Here is an 18,941-nt window from a genome sequence, read left to right on the forward strand (position 1 = left end):
GTCAGTATAAGACGGAAACGGCGCTTTAGGCAGTTCCCCGGTGAAACCCTCTGTAGGACGCTTCGTCATTGGCCTGTCATGCAACTGTCACCGATGTTGCCTAGCCTGATCGCTATTTCAGGGACGTTTTCCATGCCTCAAGCCGAAGCCTCGCCCCTCGCGGCACCGACGCTGACCGCCGTGCTGTTCGGACTCAGCGGTTGTCTGGTGGACTTCGGCGCGCGTGCCCGCCATCAGACCAGCATCGGCCCGGAATACGCCGACGTGACACCCGGCGCCCTCGACAGCCTGCGCAGCCTGCAGCGCCAGCAAATTCCCTGCGCCTGGCTGGATGAGTTGTCCATCGCGAGCACTCAGGTACTGGCATCAGCGCTGCCGGACTGGATCAAACCATCGCAATATTCGGCAACAATCAATCCTTGGCCGGCGCCAAACGCCTGCTGGCAAGCGCTTATGAGCTTGAATGTCGATCGCCTCGACGGTTGCGTACTGGTCAGCGGCGAACCGCGCCTGCTGCAATCGGGCTTGAATGCAGGGCTGTGGACTATCGGCCTGGCGTCCTGCGGCTCACTGTGCGGGCTGGCGCCCAGCGAATGGCAAGCCTTGAGCCAAAAGGAACGCGAACAACGGCGCGGCAAGGCGACCGTGCAACTGTTCGGCCTCGGCGTGCACTCGGTGATCGATCATTTGGGCGAACTCGACACCTGTCTGGCCGACATCAATCTGCGTCGCGCGAAAGGTGAAAAGCCCTGACCGGGATCATGCAGGTTGGCCAAGAGTGGATTAGTCTTAAGGAGAGCCATAGACCTTTGGCGCACGGCTGCGGTCTATGCCAGTGCCTCTCGATAAAAGGAAACAACCATGCCCGCTCAAGAACTGCAAAAACAGCTCAATGCCCTGCGCGAGCAACTGGATCAAAATCCTCCGCTGACCGAAGCCGAGCGCGCTGATCTACATGCCCTGATGGAACAGATCGAACTGGAACTTGAACTGGAAACCAAAACCAAGGACTCCAACATTGCCGATGGCGTGAACCTGGCCGTTGAGCGCTTTGAAGTTGATCACCCCACCATCGCCGGCACACTGCGCAACATCATGAATTCCCTGGTCAGCATGGGCATCTGAAACCCGCGAATGCAAAAAAGCCCTGCCATCACTGGCAGGGCTTTTTCATGTCCGCGAGGCGGGTTACTGACGAACCAGACGATGGTTCGGCAGCTGCACGCTTTCGGTGCTGCGGTACGGGTTGATGTCCAGCCCGCCCCGGCGCACGTAACGCGCGAACACCGTGAGTTTTTCCGGCTTAAGCAAGCGCTGCAGGTCGAGGAAGATCCGCTCCACGCATTGTTCGTGGAAGTCCGAGTGCTGGCGGAAGCTGACGATGTACGCCAGCAGACTGGCGTGATCCAGCGCCGCGCCACGGTATTGCACCACCACGCTGCCCCAGTCCGGCTGGCTGGTCACCGGGCAGTTGGATTTGAGCAGATGACTGTGCACGCTCTCCTCCACCACGCGCGAATCGTCGCAGCGCAGCAGTTCAGGACGTGGATGTTCGTAATTGCTGACGCTGATATCCAGATCGTCGATGCACACGCCCGGCAACGCCACGACGCCTTCGGCTTCGACGTCTTTCAGGCTGCGAACCCGCACGCCCACCGGTTTGCCAGCAGCAGCGGACAAATCCTTGATCAGCGTCGCTTCGAGGCTTGCGATATCGGCAAACGGCGTCTGGTTCAGCGAGTTCAGGTACAGCTTGAACGACTTGGATTCGATGATGTTCGGCGAGTCAGCCGGAATGCTGAATTCACCGATCGCCACCACCGGTTTGCCGGAGGGCAGCAGCCACGACAGTTCGAAGCAGTTCCAGAAATCCACACCTTTATACGGCAGGGTTTCGGCGGTCAGGCCCAGCTCGGCCCATTTCGCGGTGCGCGGGATCGGGAACAGCAAGGACGGCGTGTACGTGGCGATGTATTCGCTGGATTTGCCCAGCGGCGAATGTTCGGCTGCGGGATGCATGGCGGAAACCTGACTGAAGAATCAGCGGATTCTACCAGCCTTTGCTCCCGCCTTTGAGTGCTTATTGACTGACAGTCAGTTTGCCGACCATTCCGGCCTGGTAATGCCCGGGAATGTTGCAGGCAAATTCCAGACTGGTCGCCTTACTGAAGGTCCAGGTCAATTCGGCGGTCTTGCCCGGCTCCACCAGCACACTGTTGGGGTCGTCGTGTTTCATGCCATGCCCCATCGAGGCATGATCCATGCCCGCCATGTCGTGGGACATTTCCTTCATACCGGTAGGCGTCAGCATGCCGCTTTGTTGCATCTGCAACATTTCCTGCTGATGTTTTGCATGCATCGTCGCGTCGCCAAGGTTGAATTCGTGCAGCAACTGGCCTTTATTCACCAGCACAAAACGAACGGTCTCACCGGCCTTGATCTCGATCGCTTTCGGATCGAAGCTCATGTCGCCCATCACCACTTCAATGCTGCGGGTGGCCTTGGCCGCCGGGGCTGGCTGGCCGAAGTCATAGGTGTGCGCCGGCGATGCCCACAGCGGCGAACTCAGCGCCAGCAGACACGCGGCAAGGGCCAGACGGTTGCGCAAAAACATAGTCGTACTCCAACAAATCAAGGTTCAGCCTGTGGGAAACTCTAGCCCGCCTGCACTGGCAGCGACCTGACAGGGAGATTACAACTTTGTCAGGTTGGCGCTCACCGCGTTTGCCCACGGTATAACGTCCTCGTTCCCGCTACCCGAGTCGCCCATGAAACTGCTGATCGTCGAAGACCAACCCAAAACCGGCCAGTACCTGCGCCAGGGCCTGACCGAGGCCGGCTTCAACACCGAACTGGTGGCCGACGGCACCACTGGCCAGCAATTGGCGTTGAGCGGCGACTATGCGCTGCTGATCCTCGATGTGATGCTGCCCGGTCGCAATGGCTGGCAGATCCTGCAAGCGGTGCGCAGCGCCGGCCTGGAAACGCCGATCCTGTTTTTGACCGCCAAGGACACCGTTGAAGACCGGGTTCACGGCCTGGAACTGGGCGCCGACGACTATCTGGTCAAGCCGTTCGCCTTCTCCGAACTGCTGGCGCGGGTGCGCAGCCTGTTGCGCCGCGGCAGTTCCACGCCTCAGGAAACCAGTCTGCGCCTGGCCGATCTGAGCCTGGACCTGATCCGTCGGCGGGTCGAACGCAGCGGTCAACGCATCGACCTCACCGCCAAAGAGTTCGCCCTGTTGGAAATGCTCCTGCGCCGCCAGGGCGAAGTGCTGCCCAAATCGCTGATCGCCTCGCAGGTTTGGGACATGAATTTTGACAGCGATACCAATGTGATCGAAGTGGCGATTCGTCGACTGCGCCTGAAGATCGACGACGACTTCCCGAACAAGCTGATTCACACCGTGCGCGGCATGGGTTACGTCCTTGAAGAGCGTGCCGACTGATGCGCCGATTGTCCTTGAGCGGTCGGCTGGCGCTGCTGTTCGCCGGCTGTACCGCAGTGGTTTCGCTGGTTGCGGGGGTGGTATTCAATCGGGCCAGCGAAGGCCACTTCATCGAACTCGACCAGCAACTGCTCGAAGGAAAACTGCTCAGCGTGCGTCAGACGCTGTTGAGTGGTAGCGACGCCGCGCACATCACTGATGAGTTGAGCCAACAGGGCGATGTTTCGCTGCGCATCAGCAGCCCTGAGGGGCAACGCTGGTTCGGTCGCTCACTGCATGCCCCGGCGAATCTCCCGCAGCAGCCTGGCCTGGCCACTATCAACGACAACGGCACGGACTATCGCCTGCTCAACGCCGCGCTTGAACCGGAAAAACCGGACTCCCCGCAATTAACTTTGCTGCTGGACATCACTCACCACCAGCACTTCCTGCAACGCATGCAGCATCTGATCTGGCTGACCGTTGGCCTTTCGGCGCTGGCCACCGCGTTGCTCGGCGCCTGGGCTGCCCGCAGCGGTCTTCGCCCGTTACGCCGTATGAGTGCGGTGGCCCGTGGGATTTCGGCGCAATCGCTGAATGCCCGACTGCCGGAAGCGCGGATGCCCGCAGAGCTCGCGGAATTGGCCCACAGCTTCAACGCCATGCTCGGACGTCTCGATGACTCTTTTCAGCGACTGTCAGCGTTCTCCGCCGACATCGCCCATGAGTTGCGCACCCCGCTGTCAAACTTGCTGACTCACACTCAGGTCACCCTGACCCGCCCTCGCCCACTCGAAGACTATCGCGAAGCGCTGCACAGCAACCTTGAAGAGCTGCAATGGATGGCGCAGTTGGTGAACGACATGCTTTATCTGGCCAAGGCTGACCACGGTTTGCTGGTGCCCAAGCGTGAACCGCTGGATCTGGCGGAAGAAGCCGATGCGCTGCTGGAGTTTTTTGCACCGCTGGCCGAAGACGCTCAGGTCAGCCTGAGCCGTGACGGTGCGGGGCGATTCGAGGGGGATCGCGCGATGTTGCGCCGGGCGCTGTCGAATCTGCTGGATAACGCGTTGCGTTTTACCCCTGCCGCTGGCGAAGTGCGTGTGAAGGTGGTTGAGCAGGCGAAATCCTTGAGGTTGACCGTGGAGAACAGTGGCGAGGGGATTTCTGCTGAGTTGTTGCCGCGCTTGTTCGATCGCTTCTACCGGGCGGATCCGGCGCGCCAGGAAGGCAGCAGCGAGCACGCGGGATTGGGACTGGCGATTACTCAGTCGATCATCCGGGCCCATGGCGGGCAGATTCATTGCGAATCGGCTCAGGGCTGGACGCGGTTTGTGATTGAGTTGCCCAAAGTTTGAGGCAAGCAGTGCCGGCCCTTTCGCGAGCAAGCTCGCTCCCACAAGTACCGAGTCGCACCACAAATTTGTGAGCACTTCAAAACACTGTGGGAGCGAGCTTGCTCGCGAAGGCGGTCTTGAAGCTTACGAATATCTCAAGGCATGTGCCGGTTCGATCTTCGCCGCCCGCCAGGCCGGGTAAACCGTGGCGAGGAAGCTGAGGATGAAGCCCGCCGAGCAGATCAGCAGCACGTCGCCGCCCTGCAATTCCGATGGCAGGTTGCTGACGAAATACACATCCGAACTGAAGATGTGCTGCCCGGTCACGCGCTCGACCCAGCCCACCATCTCACTGACATTCAGCGCGGCAATCACGCCCAACACACCGCCGATGATGGTGCCGACGATGCCGATCACCGTGCCCTGCACCATGAAGATCGCCATGATCTGTCGTGGCGTTGCGCCGATGGTACGCAGGATCGCAATGTCCGCGCCCTTGTCGTTCACCACCATGATCAGGGTCGCGATGATGTTGAACGCCGCCACCGCGACGATCATCAGCAGCAACAGGCCAATCATGGTTTTTTCCATCTTCATCGCGCTGAACAGACTGCCTTGGGTATGGGTCCAGTCATCGGCCTTGAAGTCGGTGCCGAGGCCGCTGGCAATGTCCGACGAAACCTTCGGCGCGGCGTACAGATCCTTCACCGCCAGACGCACGCTCTGCACCTGATTCGGCTCCCAGTGCTGCATGGTCGCGGCGTCGGAGACGTGGATCAGGCCCATGGAACCGTCGAGTTCGGCACCGACCTTGAACACGCCGACCACGTTCAGCCGCTGCATGCGCGGGGTGATGCCGCCCGGTGCGGTGCTGACTTCCGGGACGATCAGGGTGATCTTGTCGCCAACATTGAGGCGGAAACGCCGGGCGGTGATTTCGCCGAGCACTACGCCGAACTCACCCGGTTTCAAGGCATCGAGACGGCCCTGAACGATGTGCTGGGCAACGATCGACACCTTGCCTTCCTGGGCCGGGTCGACGCCGCTGATCTGGATCGGCTGCATCATGCCCTTGTAGGACAGCATGCCTTCCATCTCGGTGAACGGCACCGCAGCCGTCACTTCCGGGTTTTTCATCGCAGCGGCGGCGACTGGCTGCCAGTCATCGATCGGCTTGACGCCGACAATGGTCGCGTGAGGCACCATGCCGAGGATGCGCGAACTCATTTCGCGCTGGAAGCCGTTCATCACCGACAGCACCACGATCATCGCCAGCACGCCGAGGGCGAGCCCGATCATCGAGGTCATCGAAATGAACGAAACAAAGCGATTGCGGCGCTTGGCGCGGGTATAGCGCGTGCCGATAAAGATCGATAACGGTCTGAACATTCGCTGGGGCACCGTATAAAAATAAAAGACCCGATGCCTTTTCAGGCATCGGGTTTCAACGCGTCAGATTGGCGTCAGGCAGCCTTCATTGAGGTGCAGGACGCGGTCCATCTGGCGAGCGAGGTTCATGTCGTGAGTCACCACCAGAAACGCCGTGCGCATCGAAGTGCTGAGTTCCAGCATCAGATCCTGAATGCCTTCAGCGGTATGGGAGTCGAGGTTGCCGGTCGGCTCATCGAGCATCACCAGGCCTGGATTGTTGACCAGAGCACGGGCGATGGCCACGCGCTGACGCTCACCACCGGACAGTTCTGCCGGTTTGTGTTCCAGGCGATGGCCCAGCCCCACTCGCTCCAGCAACGCCGTGGCACGCTGACGCGCTTCCGGGATCGCGGTCTTGCCGATCAGCAGCGGCATGCAGACGTTTTCCAGCGCGGTGAATTCCGGCAACAGGTGGTGGAACTGGTACACGAACCCGAGGGCGCGGTTACGCAGCAGGCCCCGCTTCTTCTCGCTCAGCGCCGACAGTTCTTCACCGTCGAGCCAGACACCGCCCTTGGTTGGCGTGTCGAGACCACCCAGCAGGTTGAGCAAGGTACTTTTGCCCGAACCGGATTTGCCGACGATCGCCACCCGCTCACCCGGATGCAGTTCCAGTTGCAGGTTGGCCAGCACTTCCACCGACTCCGGGCCTTCCTCGTAGGATTTGCCCAGGTTGCGGCAGCTCAAGATTGCTTTTTCACTCATGCCCGACTCACTCATAACGTAGCGCCTCCGCCGGCTGGGTGCGTGCGGCACGCCAGGCTGGATACAGGGTGGCGAGGAAACTCAGGACCAACGCAGCGGCGCAGACCATGACCACGTCCTGGCTCTGCACCTGCGACGGCAGGTAATCGATGAAATACACGTCGGCGTTGAGGAATTTGTGTCCGATCACGCCTTCGAGGGCCGAAATTGCGGCGCTGACGTTGAGCGCGGCGAAGATCCCGACCACGGCGCCGATGGCCGTGCCGACCACACCGATCACCGTGCCCTGCACCATGAATGTGCGCATGATCGTGCCCGGCGTGGCGCCCAGTGTGCGCAGAATGGCGATGTCGCCCTTCTTGTCGTTCACCACCATCACCAGCGTGGAAATGATATTGAATGCAGCCACCGCGACGATCAGCAGCAACAGCAGGCCGATCATGGCTTTTTCCATGCGGATGGCCTGATACAGATTGCCGTGGGTACGGGTCCAGTCGCGGGCGTAGTAACGGTCTTCGCCGAGGCGCTGGGCAATGTTCCACGCCTCACGCGGCGCCTGGAACAGATCGTCGAACTTGAGGCGCAGGCCTTGCACCTGATCAGGCTTCCAGCGGTGCATCTTCGCCAGATCCTGCAGGTTGGTCACGCCCAGGTAGCCGTCCAGCTCACCGGCGCCGACATGGAAGATGCCGACCACGGTGAAGCGTTTCATGCGCGGGAACATCCCGGCCGGGGTCACGCTGACCTCCGGTGCGACGAAGGTGATCTTGTCACCGAGGCCCACGCCGAGCTTGGTCGCGGCCTTGTCGCCGATCACGATGCCGAAGCTGCCCGGCGTCAGATCGTCGAGTTTGCCCTGCTTCATGAAGTTGTCGATGATCGAGACGTTGCGTTCCAGCGCCGGATCGATGGCATTGAGCAAAACCTTGGACACCTGGCCGTTGTTGGTCAGCAACCCCTGCATCTGGGTGAACGGCGCGACGGCCGCCACCTGCGGATTCTGCTTGACCTTGGCGGCCAGGCTCGGCCAGTCGTTGATGGCTTCACCGGACTCGATGGTCGCGTGGGGCACCATGCCCAGCACGCGGGTGCGCATCTCATGATCGAAGCCGTTCATCACCGACAGCACCACGATCATCACGACCACGCCAAGGGCGAGCCCGATCATCGAAGTCAGGGAAATGAATGACACAAAATGATTGCGACGCTTTGCACGGGTGTAACGCGTGCCGATAAATACGAAGAGTGGTCTGAACATGTCGGGGCTTGTTCGGAGGGAAAAGGAACGTCCTTGTGGCGGGGGTCGATAACCAGCTTTACACTCAGACCACCGCCGCTACCATGGGTTCGCCATGTCGACATTAGATGAAGAAGATCGCCGCGAATACTACCGTATCGAGGATTCGATCGCACTGGAAATTCGGCCCCTGTCGGCTGCTGAAGCCGCAGGCCAGGAAGTGTTGCAGGATGCTTCCCCACTATTCAACGTGCTCAGCGAACTGCATCTGAGCGAATTCGAGTCGCAGCACTTGCTGCGCCAGATCAATGAGCGCGACCGCGCCATCGCTGCGTTCCTGAAATCCCAGAACAAGCGTATCGACCTGCTTAGTCAAGTCATCGCCCTGACCGCGCTTGGGCAGATCGGCGAGCCGCAACCGGTGATCATTTCCGAAGGCGGGGTCGACTTCCAGCATCCAACCCCGATTGCCACGGGTGCACGCCTGTCGGTGAAAATGGTCCTGATGCCTCAGGCCCACGGCTTGCTGCTGCGCGCCCGCGTCACCCATTGCGACCGCAAGGGCGACGGCTATGACGTCGGCACCGAGTTTGAACACTTGACCGACGCCCAGCGCCAGTTGCTCGCCCGCTATATCTTGCAGAAGCAGGCACAGGAACGACGTCTGGCCCGCGAACAGAACGAATCAGGCCTCTAAATCATTAAGGAAGAACCGTGACCCTTATCTACGGCCACCGCGGCGCCAAGGGCGAAGCACCGGAAAACACCCTGACCAGTTTTCAGGAATGTCTCAAGCACGGCGTACGCCGCTGCGAGCTGGACCTGCACCTGTCCAAAGACGGCGAGTTGATGGTCATCCACGATCCGACCCTCAAGCGCACCACCGACCGGCGCGGCAAGGTGGTCGAGCATACCGCCGCCGATCTGGTGACCTACGACGCGCGCAAGGGCGGTCCGGGCTGGATCAAGCCGTGCCCGATTCCGACGCTGGAAGAACTGTTCGAAAAATGCGATTTCGAGCACTGGCAGCTGGAAGTCAAAAGCGCTTCGCGCACCCGCGCCGCGACCACCGTGCTGGCGATCCGTGAAATGGCGGTCAGGCACGGACTGCTCGACAAGGTGACGATCACCTCGAGCTCCCGGGAAGTATTGAAGGCTGCGCTGGATCTGGTGCCCGACGTGTCACGCGGCCTGGTGGCCGAATACGCCTGGCTCGACCCGTTGAAGGTCGCGCAAAGTTACGGCTGCGAGATTCTGGCGTTGAACTGGACCCTGTGCACGCCGGAACGCCTGCAAAAGGCGCAGCGTCAGGGGCTGCATGTGTCGGTGTGGACCGTCAACGAGCCTGCGCTGATGCGCAGACTCGCCGACTTCGGCGTTGACAGCCTGATTACAGACTTTCCCGGTTTGGCCACTGCCACCCTCGGGAATTGCTGAAATCGGTCTCCCCGGCCGGCTCAGGCCACCGGCCGGAGCCCGTCAAAAAAGCCGGTTGAGGCCGTCGTACGCCGCTACCCGATAGGCTTCGGCCATGGTCGGGTAGTTGAACGTCGTGTTGACGAAGTACTTCAGGGTATTCAGCTCGCCCGGCTGGTTCATGATCGCCTGACCGATGTGCACGATCTCCGACGCCTGATAACCGAAGCAGTGAACGCCCAGAACTTGCAGGGTTTCACGGTGGAACAGGATCTTCAGCATGCCTTGTGGCTCGCCGGCGATCTGTGCACGCGCCATGCTCTTGAAGAATGCCTTGCCCACTTCGTACGGCACTTTGGCCTGGGTCAGTTCCTGCTCGTTCTTGCCGATCGAGCTGATTTCCGGAATGGTGTAGATGCCGGTCGGCACGTCATTCACGAAACGCCAGCTGCCATTGTCGACGATGCTGCCCGCAGCCGAACGACCCTGGTCGTGGGCAGCACTGGCCAGGCTCGGCCAGCCGATCACGTCACCAGCGCCGTAGATGTTCTGCACGCAGGTGCGGTAGTTCTCGTCGACTTCGATCTGGCCACGGCTGTTGACCTTGACCCCGATGTTTTCCAGACCCAACTGATCGGTGTTGCCGGTACGGCCGTTGCACCAGAGCAAGGCGTCGGCCTTGATCTTCTTGCCGGACTTCAGGTGCAGGATCACGCCGTTGTCCACGCCTTCGACGCGGTCATATTCTTCGTTGTGACGCACGGTGATGTTGTTGTTGCTGAAGTGGTAGCTCAACGCCTGGGAGATTTCCGAGTCGAGGAAGCTCAGCAACTGACCGCGGTTGTCCACCAGTTCGACCAGCACGCCCAGACCGCTGAAGATCGAAGCGTATTCACAGCCGATCACGCCGGCGCCGTAAACGATCAGTTTGCGCGGGGTGTGGCCGAGGCTGAGGATGGTGTCGCTATCGTAGATACGCGGGTGGTGGAAATCGATGTCCGCCGGGCGATAAGGACGCGAACCGGTGGCGATGATGATGTGCTTGGCCACCAGTTTCTCGACCACGCCGTTGGCGCAGACCACTTCGATGGTTTGCTCGTCGGCGAAGCTGCCGGTGCCGAAGAACACGTCGACGCGGTTACGGGCGTAGTAGCCGGTACGCGAAGCGACTTGTTTGGAGATGACTTTTTCGGCGCTTTTCAACACGTCCGGGAAGGAGAACCAGCGTGGCTCGCCGATCGCACGGAACATCGGGTTGGTGTTGAACTGCATGATCTGCCGCACCGAGTGACGCAGGGCCTTGGACGGGATGGTGCCCAGGTGGGTGCAGTTGCCGCCGACCTGACGACGGCTGTCGACCATCGCCACCTTGCGCCCTGCTTTGGCGGCGTTCATTGCCGCGCCTTCTCCCGCCGGGCCGGAACCCAGCACCACCACGTCGTAGTTGTAGACAGCCATGCGTACTCCTCAGAACAGGCCGCGGTGCCAGCAGCACCGGCGGCTAAATCACGCCGAACGACGGCGCGAAGGAACAATTGGGGGCCAGTAGAAAACCCGGACACAGTCTATAGAAGCGTCAACGCCGCGCACATTAACCCTTGGTCGCGTCGTAGGCTACTTTTGCCTGCACTACAACGCCAGCTTTCGTACTGTTCTCAGTCAACTTTTGCGCCATTGAGCCGTTCGAAAGCGTGACTGGTGCGTGTGACGAAACCTGTATCGGCACGAATCACAAAGAATGCACCAATGTCGTGTTTTTCGGCATAGTCCCAGGCCCTTTCAGGTCCGAGAATCAGCAACAGCGTCGATAGTCCATCGGCCATCAGCGCTGAAGGATGAATTACCGTGACTGACGCCAGATCGTGTAGGACCGGCGCACCGGTCCTAGCATCGAAGGTGTGGGAATAGCGCCGGCCATCCTGCTGAAAATAGTTGCGGTAGTCGCCGGACGTTGACAGACCGTAGCCATCGACATTGATGACGAGCTCTGCCATCTGTTGATCGTCGCGAGGCTCTTCCAGTGCGATACGCCATGGCGAACCGTCGGGCTTCTTGCCGGATGCTTTGAGCTCGCCGGTGGCTTCGGCAAGGTAATCATCAATGCCCAGGGCCCCGAGCCGTGCGGCAATGGTGTCAACCGCGTAACCGGCGGCGATGCTGTTGAAATCCACCTCGACCGCCGCGTCCTTACACAATTGGTCGCCGTCGATGCGCAGGTGTTGATGGCCGACCCGCTGCCGCACTTCGGCCAGCGCCGCCGCATCCGGGATCTTTTCTTCACGCCCTTGCGGGCCGAAGCCCCATAGATTCATCAGCGGTTCTACCGTGAGGTCGTAGGAACCTTCGCTTTGTTGCGACAGCTGCTCACCCACGCGGATCAATTCAAGGATCGGAGCGGGCATGACCTGACAGCGATCAGCCGGCAATGCATTGAAGCGCGAGATGTCAGAATCCGCGCGGTAAGTCGACATCTGCCGGTCGACGTCCGCGAGGATTTTTTCCACTTCGACACGCACCTCCTGCGGCGCAGGCAGATTGGCGTGGCGCACATACTTGATCGAATAAGTGCTGCCCATCGTCGGGCCACCGAAAGTCTCGAGAGAATCGCCGTTGCCACAGCCAGACAAAACCGCGACCAGCATCACGAGAATCCGCCACCGTCCAGTTAACAATTCTTCATCTCCCCGCAAAACCGCGCCGGCCATTATGGGCTACGAGCGCAACGCTTTCTTACAAGATTTAGAGTGAGTACCTACCCATGTCCTCCACGACCGGCAAAGGCAAGGCGATTTTTCGCGTTGTCAGCGGCAACTTTCTCGAGATGTTCGACTTCATGGTCTACGGCTTCTACGCCACGGCCATTGCCAAGACCTTCTTTCCCACCGACAGCGCTTTCGCCTCCTTGATGCTTTCTCTGGCCACGTTCGGCGCGGGCTTTCTGATGCGCCCGCTGGGGGCGATTTTTCTCGGTGCCTACATCGACCGGCATGGCCGGCGCCAGGGCCTGATCATCACGTTGGCCCTGATGGCGGCCGGCACCGTGCTGATTGCCTGCGTGCCGGGCTACGCCACCCTTGGGGTCGCCGCGCCGCTGATCGTGCTGTTCGGTCGACTGCTGCAAGGCTTCTCGGCCGGCGTGGAACTTGGCGGTGTGTCGGTGTACCTGGCGGAAATCGCCACGCCGGGCCGCAAGGGCTTTTTCGTCAGTTGGCAGTCCGCCAGCCAGCAAGCAGCGGTGGTATTCGCCGGCCTGCTCGGTGTCGGCCTCAACCACTGGCTGAGCCCGGAACAGATGGGCGAATGGGGCTGGCGCGTGCCGTTCCTGATCGGCTGCATGATCGTCCCGGTGATTTTCGTCATCCGTCGCTCGCTGGAGGAAACCCCGGAGTTCCAGGCACGCAAACATCGCCCTACCCTGCAGGAAATCGTCCGCTCGATCGGTCAGAACTTTGGCATCGTCATCGCTGGCATGGCGTTGGTGGTCATGACGACGGTGTCGTTCTACTTGATCACTGCCTACACGCCAACGTTCGGCAAGGCGGAACTGCACCTGTCGGACTTCGATGCATTGCTGGTGACCGTTTGCATCGGCCTGTCTAATTTCTTCTGGCTGCCGGTGATGGGCGCGGTGTCGGACAAGGTCGGGCGTAAACCCCTACTGCTGGCGGCGACGATTCTGGCGATCCTGACTGCTTATCCGGCGTTGTCGTGGCTGGTGGCGAACCCGAGCTTCAGCCATTTGCTGATCGTCGAGTTGTGGTTGTCGTTCCTGTACGGCTCGTACAACGGGGCGATGGTGGTGGCGCTTACCGAGATCATGCCGGTGGAAGTTCGCACGACCGGTTTCTCGCTGGCCTACAGCCTCGCGACCGCGACCTTCGGTGGTTTTACGCCGGCGGCCTGCACTTATCTGATCCATGTACTGGACAACAAGGCGGCGCCGGGGATCTGGCTCAGCGGCGCAGCCGTGTTGGGTCTGATCGCCACGCTGGTGCTGTTCCGTGGCAACCGGCACGAACTGCGCACGGCACAAGCCGCCATCCCCCGCTGAGCCAAATCGCGCACAAACAAAAACGCCCCGACCAGAGTCGGGGCGTTTTCATTTGCAGCTGAGGTTTAGCGTGGGAACGCTGGCGGGTTTACACCGGCCATGTCTTCCATCACGCGAACCACCTGGCAGCTGTAACCGAACTCGTTGTCGTACCAGACGTACAGAACAACGCGGTTATCCTGGGTAATGGTTGCTTCGGCATCCACGACACCGGCGTGACGCGAGCCCACGAAGTCAGTGGAAACCACTTCCTGCGAGCTGACGTAGTCGATCTGCTTGTGCAAATCCGAGTGCATGGCCATCTGGCGCAGGTACTCGTTGATTTCTTCGCGAGTGGTGGCCTTTTCCAGGTTCAGGTTCAAAATGGCCATCGACACGTTCGGCGTAGGTACGCGAATCGCGTTGCCGGTCAGCTTGCCCTTGAGCACTGGCAGCGCCTTGGCAGCGGCAGTGGCGGCACCGGTCTCGGTGATTACCATGTTCAGCGGCGCGGCGCGGCCACGACGGCTGCCCTTGTGGAAGTTGTCGATCAGGTTCTGGTCGTTGGTGAACGAGTGAACGGTTTCAACGTGGCCGTTGACGATGCCGTACTGGTCGTTGACAGCCTTGAGCACCGGCACGATGGCGTTGGTGGTGCAGGACGCCGCCGAGATGATCTTGTCGTCAGCAGTGATGTCGCCGTGGTTGATGCCGTGAACGATGTTCTTCAGCGCGCCCTTGCCCGGTGCGGTGAGAATCACGCGGGCAGCGCCTGGGCAGGCCAGGTGCTGACCCAGACCGTCGGCGTCACGCCACACACCGGTGTTGTCCACGATCAGAGCGTTCTCGATGCCGTACTGGGTATAGTCGACTTCGCTCGGGCTCTTGGCGTAGATCACCTGGATCAGGTTGCCGTTGGCGGTGATGGTGTTGTTTTCTTCGTCGATGGTGATAGTGCCATCGAACGGGCCGTGAACCGAATCACGACGCAGCAGGCTGGCACGCTTGACCAGGTCGTTTTCAGAGCCCTTGCGTACCACGATGGCGCGCAGACGCAAGCCGTCGCCACCACCGGTTTTTTCGATCAGGATGCGCGCCAGCAGACGGCCGATACGACCGAAGCCGTACAGCACGACGTCAGTGCCTTTACGCGCCGAAGCGTTCTGCTGACCAACGACATCGGCCAGTTCTTCGCGAACGAATTGTTCAGCGGTGCGGCCATTGCCTTCAGCGCGGAACTTGAACGCCAACTTGCCCATATCCACCGAAGCCGCGCCGAGCTTCAGCTCGCTCATGGCCTTGAGAAGAGGGAATGTTTCGTGGACGGAGAGTTCGCTGTCGTCGGAAGAGCGGTGGCGAGCAAAGCGGTGGGCTTTGAGAATCGCGATGACAGACTGGTTGATCAGGCTGCGGCCATAGATCGAGCTCACCACGTTGTTGTTGCGGTAGAGCTGACCGATAAGCGGAATCATCGCTTCTGCGAGTGCTTCACGGTCGATCCATTCACCAAGACACTGGTCGGGCTTCTGAGTCACGGTAACCTTCCACATGTAGGGGCAGAAAAAAGGGGCTACATTATGCCGCCGAGAACCTCTCGTAGCAATGCGCGCCTGTCGCGCAATCGGTAACAAAATCCCGTCCAAAAAAATAACGCTCTGCGCCAGCCCAGCAAAACCGGGGCTTCCAGCGCAGTCAGTTTTTCGACGACTGTTAGACGATGTCTGTAACCCTCCGTAACACCTCCGACTTTTGGCACTACATAACCGTAAAAAAAGCGCTGGTTTTTATGGTTACCACTACATTTTTCCCAAACAGCGCAGATAGACGCATCCTGCAACTGACAGGCGGCACCGGACGCCGCTACAATTACCGACTTTGTCGCAACGCCTGGAGCTCAACCTTCCGTGCCTGTTCTGCGTCTACCGCTTCTCCCTGCCGCGGCAGGTAAACAGCACTGGGGCAACCTCCCCGGTGCCGCCCTGAGCCTGGCGATTGCCGAGGCTGCCAGCGCTGCCAAGCGCTTCACGCTGCTTTTGACCGCCGACAGCCAGAGTGCCGAACGGCTGGAGCAGGAGCTGAGCTTCTTCGCCCCGGATTTGCCGGTACTGCATTTCCCCGACTGGGAAACCCTGCCCTACGACCTGTTCTCGCCGCACCAGGACATCATCTCCCAGCGCATTGCCAGCCTTTATAGACTGCCTGAACTGGAACATGGCGTTCTGGTGGTGCCGATCACCACCGCCCTGCATCGTCTGGCGCCGACCAAATTCCTTCTCGGCAGCAGTCTGGTGCTGGATGTCGGGCAGAAGCTCGATGTCGAGCAAATGCGCTCGCGGCTTGAAGCCAGCGGCTATCGCTACGTCGACACGGTCTACGAGCACGGCGAGTTCACCGTACGTGGTGCACTGATCGATTTGTTCCCGATGGGCAGCAAACTGCCGTATCGCATCGACCTGTTCGACGATGAAATCGAAACCCTGCGCACCTTCGATCCGGAAACCCAGCGTTCCATCGACAAGGTCGATTCGGTCAAGCTGCTGCCAGCCAAGGAATTCCCGCTGCAGAAAGAAGCGGTCACTCGCTTCAAGGCACGCTTTCGCGAGCGTTTCGACGTCGACTTCCGTCGCAGCCCGATCTTCCAGGACCTGAGCAGCGGCATCACGCCGGCCGGCATCGAGTACTACCTGCCGCTGTTCTTCGAAGAAACCTCGACCCTGTTCGATTACTTGCCGCAGGACACTCAAGTGTTCTCGCTGCCAGGCATCGAGCAAGCGGCGGAAAATTTCTGGAACGACGTACGCAATCGTTATGAAGAGCGCCGCGTCGACCCATCGCGTCCTTTGTTGCCGCCCGCCGAACTGTTCCTGCCGGTGGAAGATTGCTTCGCCCGCCTGAAGAACTGGCCGCGCGTGGTCGCCAGCCAGCAGGACGTTGAATCCGGCGCCGGCCGCGAGCGCTTTCCGGCGCAGGCCTTGCCGAATCTGGCGATCGAAGCCAAGGCTACCCAGCCGCTGGCCGCGCTTTCGGCCTTTCTCGACGAGTTCCCGGGTCGCGTGCTGTTCACCGCCGAATCCGCGGGCCGTCGCGAAGTGCTGCTGGAGTTGCTGGATCGCCTGAAGCTGCGACCGAAAACCGTCGACAGCTGGCCGGACTTTGTCGCTAGCAAGGATCGCCTGGCGATCACCATCGCCCCGCTCGACGAAGGCCTGATGCTGGACGACCCGGCGCTGGCACTGGTTGCGGAGAGTCCGCTGTTCGGCCAGCGGGTGATGCAGCGTCGCCGCCGCGAAAAACGCGCCGACGCCAACAACGATGCAGTGATCAAGAACCTCACCGAATTGCGCGAAGGCGCGCCGGTGGTACACATCGACCACGGCGTCGGTCGCTATCTCGGCCTGACGATTCTGGAAATCGACAATCAGGCCGCCGAATTCCTGACTCTCGAATACGCCGAGAACGCCAAGCTCTACGTGCCGGTGGCCAACCTGCATTTGATCGCCCGCTACACCGGTAGCGACGATGCGCTGGCCCCGCTGCACCGCCTCGGCTCCGAGACCTGGCAGAAAGCCAAGCGCAAGGCCGCCGAGCAAGTGCGCGACGTGGCTGCCGAATTGCTCGACATCTACGCCCGCCGCGCCGCCCGCGAAGGTTATGCGTTTGCCGATCCGAAGGCAGATTACGCGACCTTCAGCGCCGGTTTCCCGTTCGAAGAAACCCCGGACCAGCAATCCACCATCGAAGCCGTGCGCGAAGACATGCTCGCGCCGAAACCGATGGACCGACTGGTCTGCGGCGACGTCGGCTTCGGCAAGACCGAAGTGGCCATGCGCGCCGCGTTCATCGCCGTGCACGGTGGCAAGCAGGTGGCGATTCTGGTGCCGACCACCCTGCTCGCCCAGCAGCATTACAACAGCTTCCGCGACCGCTTCGCCGACTGGCCGGTGACCGTGGAAGTGATGAGCCGCTTCAAGTCGGCCAAGGAAGTGAACGCTGCGGTGGCCGAACTGGCCGAAGGCAATATCGACATCGTCATCGGCACCCACAAGTTGCTGCAGGACGACGTCAAGATCAAAAACCTCGGGCTGGTGATCATCGACGAAGAGCACCGCTTTGGTGTCCGTCAGAAGGAACAGCTCAAGGCCCTGCGCAGCGAAGTCGACATCCTTACGCTGACCGCCACGCCGATTCCGCGCACGCTGAACATGGCGGTGTCGGGCATGCGTGACCTGTCGATCATCGCCACGCCGCCGGCGCGACGCCTCTCGGTGCGCACCTTCGTCATGGAGCAGAACAAGAGCACGGTCAAAGAAGCCTTGCTGCGTGAGCTGCTGCGCGGCGGTCAGGTCTATTACCTGCACAACGACGTGAAGACCATCGAGAAGTGCGCCGCCGAACTGGCCGAACTGGTGCCGGAAGCGCGGATCGGCATCGGCCACGGGCAGATGCGCGAACGCGAACTCGAACAGGTGATGAGCGACTTCTACCACAAGCGCTTCAACGTGCTGATCGCCTCGACCATCATCGAGACCGGCATCGACGTGCCGAGCGCCAACACCATCATCATCGAGCGCGCCGACAAATTTGGCCTGGCGCAGCTGCACCAGTTGCGCGGCCGTGTTGGCCGCAGTCACCACCAGGCTTACGCCTACCTTCTGACCCCGCCACGTCAACAGATCACCGGCGATGCGGAAAAGCGTCTGGAGGCGATTGCCAATACTCAGGATCTGGGTGCGGGCTTCGTGCTGGCCACCAACGACCTGGAAATCCGTGGTGCCGGCGAGCTGCTGGGCGACGGCCAGAGCGGACAGATTCAGGCCGTGGGCTTCACGCTTTATATGGAAATGCTCGAGCGCGCGGTGAAATCGATCCGCAAGGGCGAACAACCGAACCTCGACCAGCCGCTCGGCGGCGGTCCGGAGGTCAACCTGCGGGTGCCGGCGCTGATTCCGGAAGATTATCTGCCGGACGTGCATGCACGCCTGATCCTCTACAAACGAATCGCTTCGGCCACCGACGAGGAAGGCCTGAAGGACCTGCAAGTCGAGATGATCGACCGCTTCGGTCTGCTGCCGGAGCCGACCAAGAATCTGGTGCGCATCACGGCGCTGAAATTGCAGGCCGAGCAACTGGGCATCAAGAAAGTCGATGGCGGCCCGCAAGGTGGGCGCATCGAGTTCGCGGCGCAGACGCCGGTCGACCCGATGACCCTGATCAAACTGATCCAGAGTCAGCCAAAACGCTACAAATTCGAAGGCGCCACGATGTTCAAGTTCCAGGTGCCGATGGAGCGCCCGGAAGAACGCTTTAATACTGTGGAGGCGCTGTTCGAGCGCCTCATCCCGAAAACTGCTTGAAGG

The 18,941-nt window shown here is 60.6% G+C and carries 16 protein-coding genes; 8 read left to right on the top strand and 8 right to left on the bottom strand.

Annotated features, from left to right (window positions below):
- Positions 1 to 132 precede the first annotated feature (132 nt).
- Together CAF63_RS17540 and CAF63_RS17545 are read left to right on the top strand one after the other, a co-directional pair.
- Entirely contained in the window at positions 133 to 753 is a 621-nt protein-coding gene (locus CAF63_RS17540) for a phosphatase (protein ID WP_085686795.1), read from the top strand.
- Positions 754 to 861: 108 nt separating this feature from the next.
- Positions 862 to 1,125 carry a DUF4404 family protein gene (locus tag CAF63_RS17545; protein ID WP_039772780.1) on the top strand — a complete coding sequence of 88 codons (264 nt, stop codon included), beginning with the start codon at positions 862 to 864 and terminating at the stop codon, positions 1,123 to 1,125.
- Positions 1,126 to 1,188: 63 nt separating this feature from the next.
- Here the strand turns inward: CAF63_RS17545 and queF are convergent, their stop codons facing one another.
- Together queF and CAF63_RS17555 are read right to left on the bottom strand one after the other, a co-directional pair.
- Positions 1,189 to 2,019 (bottom strand): NADPH-dependent 7-cyano-7-deazaguanine reductase QueF, encoded by an 831-nt coding sequence (queF, locus tag CAF63_RS17550; protein ID WP_085686797.1) that lies wholly within the window; start codon positions 2,017 to 2,019, stop codon positions 1,189 to 1,191.
- Positions 2,020 to 2,080: 61 nt separating this feature from the next.
- On the bottom strand, positions 2,081 to 2,614 hold the full coding sequence (locus tag CAF63_RS17555) for a plastocyanin/azurin family copper-binding protein (RefSeq protein ID WP_085686799.1): 534 nt from the start codon (positions 2,612 to 2,614) through the stop codon (positions 2,081 to 2,083).
- A 154-nt stretch (positions 2,615 to 2,768) separates the two neighbouring features.
- Here CAF63_RS17555 and CAF63_RS17560 point away from each other — a divergent pair, with 154 nt between their 5' ends.
- The gene (locus CAF63_RS17560; protein WP_011335179.1) at positions 2,769 to 3,449 is read left to right on the top strand and encodes a heavy metal response regulator transcription factor; all 681 of its coding nucleotides are present in this window, start codon (positions 2,769 to 2,771) and stop codon (positions 3,447 to 3,449) included.
- Complete coding sequence (locus CAF63_RS17565) at positions 3,449 to 4,786, top strand: heavy metal sensor histidine kinase (protein ID WP_085686801.1); 1,338 nt, start codon at positions 3,449 to 3,451, stop codon at positions 4,784 to 4,786. The genes CAF63_RS17560 and CAF63_RS17565 overlap by 1 nt, the downstream gene beginning before the upstream one ends.
- Positions 4,787 to 4,909: 123 nt before the next feature.
- Here CAF63_RS17565 and CAF63_RS17570 read toward each other — a convergent pair whose 3' ends face one another.
- The 3 genes from CAF63_RS17570 to CAF63_RS17580 form a co-directional block, all read right to left on the bottom strand.
- Positions 4,910 to 6,154 (bottom strand): lipoprotein-releasing ABC transporter permease subunit, encoded by a 1,245-nt coding sequence (locus CAF63_RS17570; RefSeq protein ID WP_085686803.1) that lies wholly within the window; start codon positions 6,152 to 6,154, stop codon positions 4,910 to 4,912.
- A 63-nt stretch (positions 6,155 to 6,217) separates the two neighbouring features.
- Positions 6,218 to 6,901, bottom strand: a complete 684-nt coding sequence (gene lolD, locus CAF63_RS17575) for a lipoprotein-releasing ABC transporter ATP-binding protein LolD (RefSeq protein WP_178081301.1) — start codon at positions 6,899 to 6,901, stop codon at positions 6,218 to 6,220.
- Between the two features lie 7 nt (positions 6,902 to 6,908).
- A complete protein-coding gene (locus CAF63_RS17580; RefSeq protein WP_039772786.1) occupies positions 6,909 to 8,159 on the bottom strand; it encodes a lipoprotein-releasing ABC transporter permease subunit in 1,251 nt (416 codons plus the stop codon).
- 94 nt (positions 8,160 to 8,253) lie between these two features.
- On the opposite strand from CAF63_RS17580, the gene CAF63_RS17585 reads away from it, so the two are divergent.
- Both CAF63_RS17585 and CAF63_RS17590 read left to right on the top strand, forming a co-directional pair.
- Positions 8,254 to 8,835, top strand: coding sequence for a PilZ domain-containing protein (locus tag CAF63_RS17585; protein WP_085686807.1), 582 nt, complete (start codon positions 8,254 to 8,256; stop codon positions 8,833 to 8,835).
- A gap of 17 nt (positions 8,836 to 8,852) precedes the next feature.
- Positions 8,853 to 9,575 carry a glycerophosphodiester phosphodiesterase family protein gene (locus tag CAF63_RS17590; RefSeq protein ID WP_085686810.1) on the top strand — a complete coding sequence of 241 codons (723 nt, stop codon included), beginning with the start codon at positions 8,853 to 8,855 and terminating at the stop codon, positions 9,573 to 9,575.
- A 42-nt stretch (positions 9,576 to 9,617) separates the two neighbouring features.
- On the opposite strand, the gene sthA is transcribed toward CAF63_RS17590, so the two are convergent.
- The gene (gene sthA / locus CAF63_RS17595) at positions 9,618 to 11,012 is read right to left on the bottom strand and encodes a Si-specific NAD(P)(+) transhydrogenase (RefSeq protein WP_065260713.1); all 1,395 of its coding nucleotides are present in this window, start codon (positions 11,010 to 11,012) and stop codon (positions 9,618 to 9,620) included.
- 197 nt (positions 11,013 to 11,209) lie between these two features.
- Positions 11,210 to 12,259, bottom strand: a complete 1,050-nt coding sequence (locus CAF63_RS17600; RefSeq protein ID WP_085686812.1) for an FAD:protein FMN transferase — start codon at positions 12,257 to 12,259, stop codon at positions 11,210 to 11,212.
- A 53-nt stretch (positions 12,260 to 12,312) separates the two neighbouring features.
- On the opposite strand from CAF63_RS17600, the gene CAF63_RS17605 reads away from it, so the two are divergent.
- Positions 12,313 to 13,605, top strand: a complete 1,293-nt coding sequence (locus tag CAF63_RS17605) for an MFS transporter (RefSeq protein ID WP_085654378.1) — start codon at positions 12,313 to 12,315, stop codon at positions 13,603 to 13,605.
- 65 nt (positions 13,606 to 13,670) lie between these two features.
- On the opposite strand, the gene CAF63_RS17610 is transcribed toward CAF63_RS17605, so the two are convergent.
- Complete coding sequence (locus tag CAF63_RS17610) at positions 13,671 to 15,134, bottom strand: glyceraldehyde-3-phosphate dehydrogenase (protein WP_085686814.1); 1,464 nt, start codon at positions 15,132 to 15,134, stop codon at positions 13,671 to 13,673.
- 354 nt (positions 15,135 to 15,488) lie between these two features.
- Here CAF63_RS17610 and mfd point away from each other — a divergent pair, with 354 nt between their 5' ends.
- Positions 15,489 to 18,938 carry a transcription-repair coupling factor gene (gene mfd, locus CAF63_RS17615; RefSeq protein ID WP_085686816.1) on the top strand — a complete coding sequence of 1,150 codons (3,450 nt, stop codon included), beginning with the start codon at positions 15,489 to 15,491 and terminating at the stop codon, positions 18,936 to 18,938.
- Positions 18,939 to 18,941: the final 3 nt, after the last annotated feature.

It is taken from the genome of Pseudomonas sp. B20(2017), assembly GCF_002113125.1.
Taxonomy (GTDB): domain Bacteria; phylum Pseudomonadota; class Gammaproteobacteria; order Pseudomonadales; family Pseudomonadaceae; genus Aquipseudomonas.

Bases quoted from the DNA above. Each gene is read 5' to 3' on its own strand.
- CAF63_RS17580 (WP_039772786.1), bottom strand. From the start codon at position 8,159: ATGTTCAGACCACTCTTCGTATTTATCGGCACGCGTTACACCCGTGCA.
- CAF63_RS17610 (WP_085686814.1), bottom strand. From the start codon at position 15,134: ATGTGGAAGGTTACCGTGACTCAGAAGCCCGACCAGTGTCTTGGTGAA.
- sthA (WP_065260713.1), bottom strand. From the start codon at position 11,012: ATGGCTGTCTACAACTACGACGTGGTGGTGCTGGGTTCCGGCCCGGCG.
- CAF63_RS17585 (WP_085686807.1), top strand. From the start codon at position 8,254: ATGTCGACATTAGATGAAGAAGATCGCCGCGAATACTACCGTATCGAG.
- CAF63_RS17565 (WP_085686801.1), top strand. From the start codon at position 3,449: ATGCGCCGATTGTCCTTGAGCGGTCGGCTGGCGCTGCTGTTCGCCGGC.
- CAF63_RS17570 (WP_085686803.1), bottom strand. From the start codon at position 6,154: ATGTTCAGACCGTTATCGATCTTTATCGGCACGCGCTATACCCGCGCC.
- CAF63_RS17545 (WP_039772780.1), top strand. From the start codon at position 862: ATGCCCGCTCAAGAACTGCAAAAACAGCTCAATGCCCTGCGCGAGCAA.
- CAF63_RS17560 (WP_011335179.1), top strand. From the start codon at position 2,769: ATGAAACTGCTGATCGTCGAAGACCAACCCAAAACCGGCCAGTACCTG.
- CAF63_RS17600 (WP_085686812.1), bottom strand. From the start codon at position 12,259: ATGGCCGGCGCGGTTTTGCGGGGAGATGAAGAATTGTTAACTGGACGG.
- CAF63_RS17540 (WP_085686795.1), top strand. From the start codon at position 133: ATGCCTCAAGCCGAAGCCTCGCCCCTCGCGGCACCGACGCTGACCGCC.
- queF (WP_085686797.1), bottom strand. From the start codon at position 2,019: ATGCATCCCGCAGCCGAACATTCGCCGCTGGGCAAATCCAGCGAATAC.
- CAF63_RS17555 (WP_085686799.1), bottom strand. From the start codon at position 2,614: ATGTTTTTGCGCAACCGTCTGGCCCTTGCCGCGTGTCTGCTGGCGCTG.
- CAF63_RS17605 (WP_085654378.1), top strand. From the start codon at position 12,313: ATGTCCTCCACGACCGGCAAAGGCAAGGCGATTTTTCGCGTTGTCAGC.
- lolD (WP_178081301.1), bottom strand. From the start codon at position 6,901: ATGAGTGAAAAAGCAATCTTGAGCTGCCGCAACCTGGGCAAATCCTAC.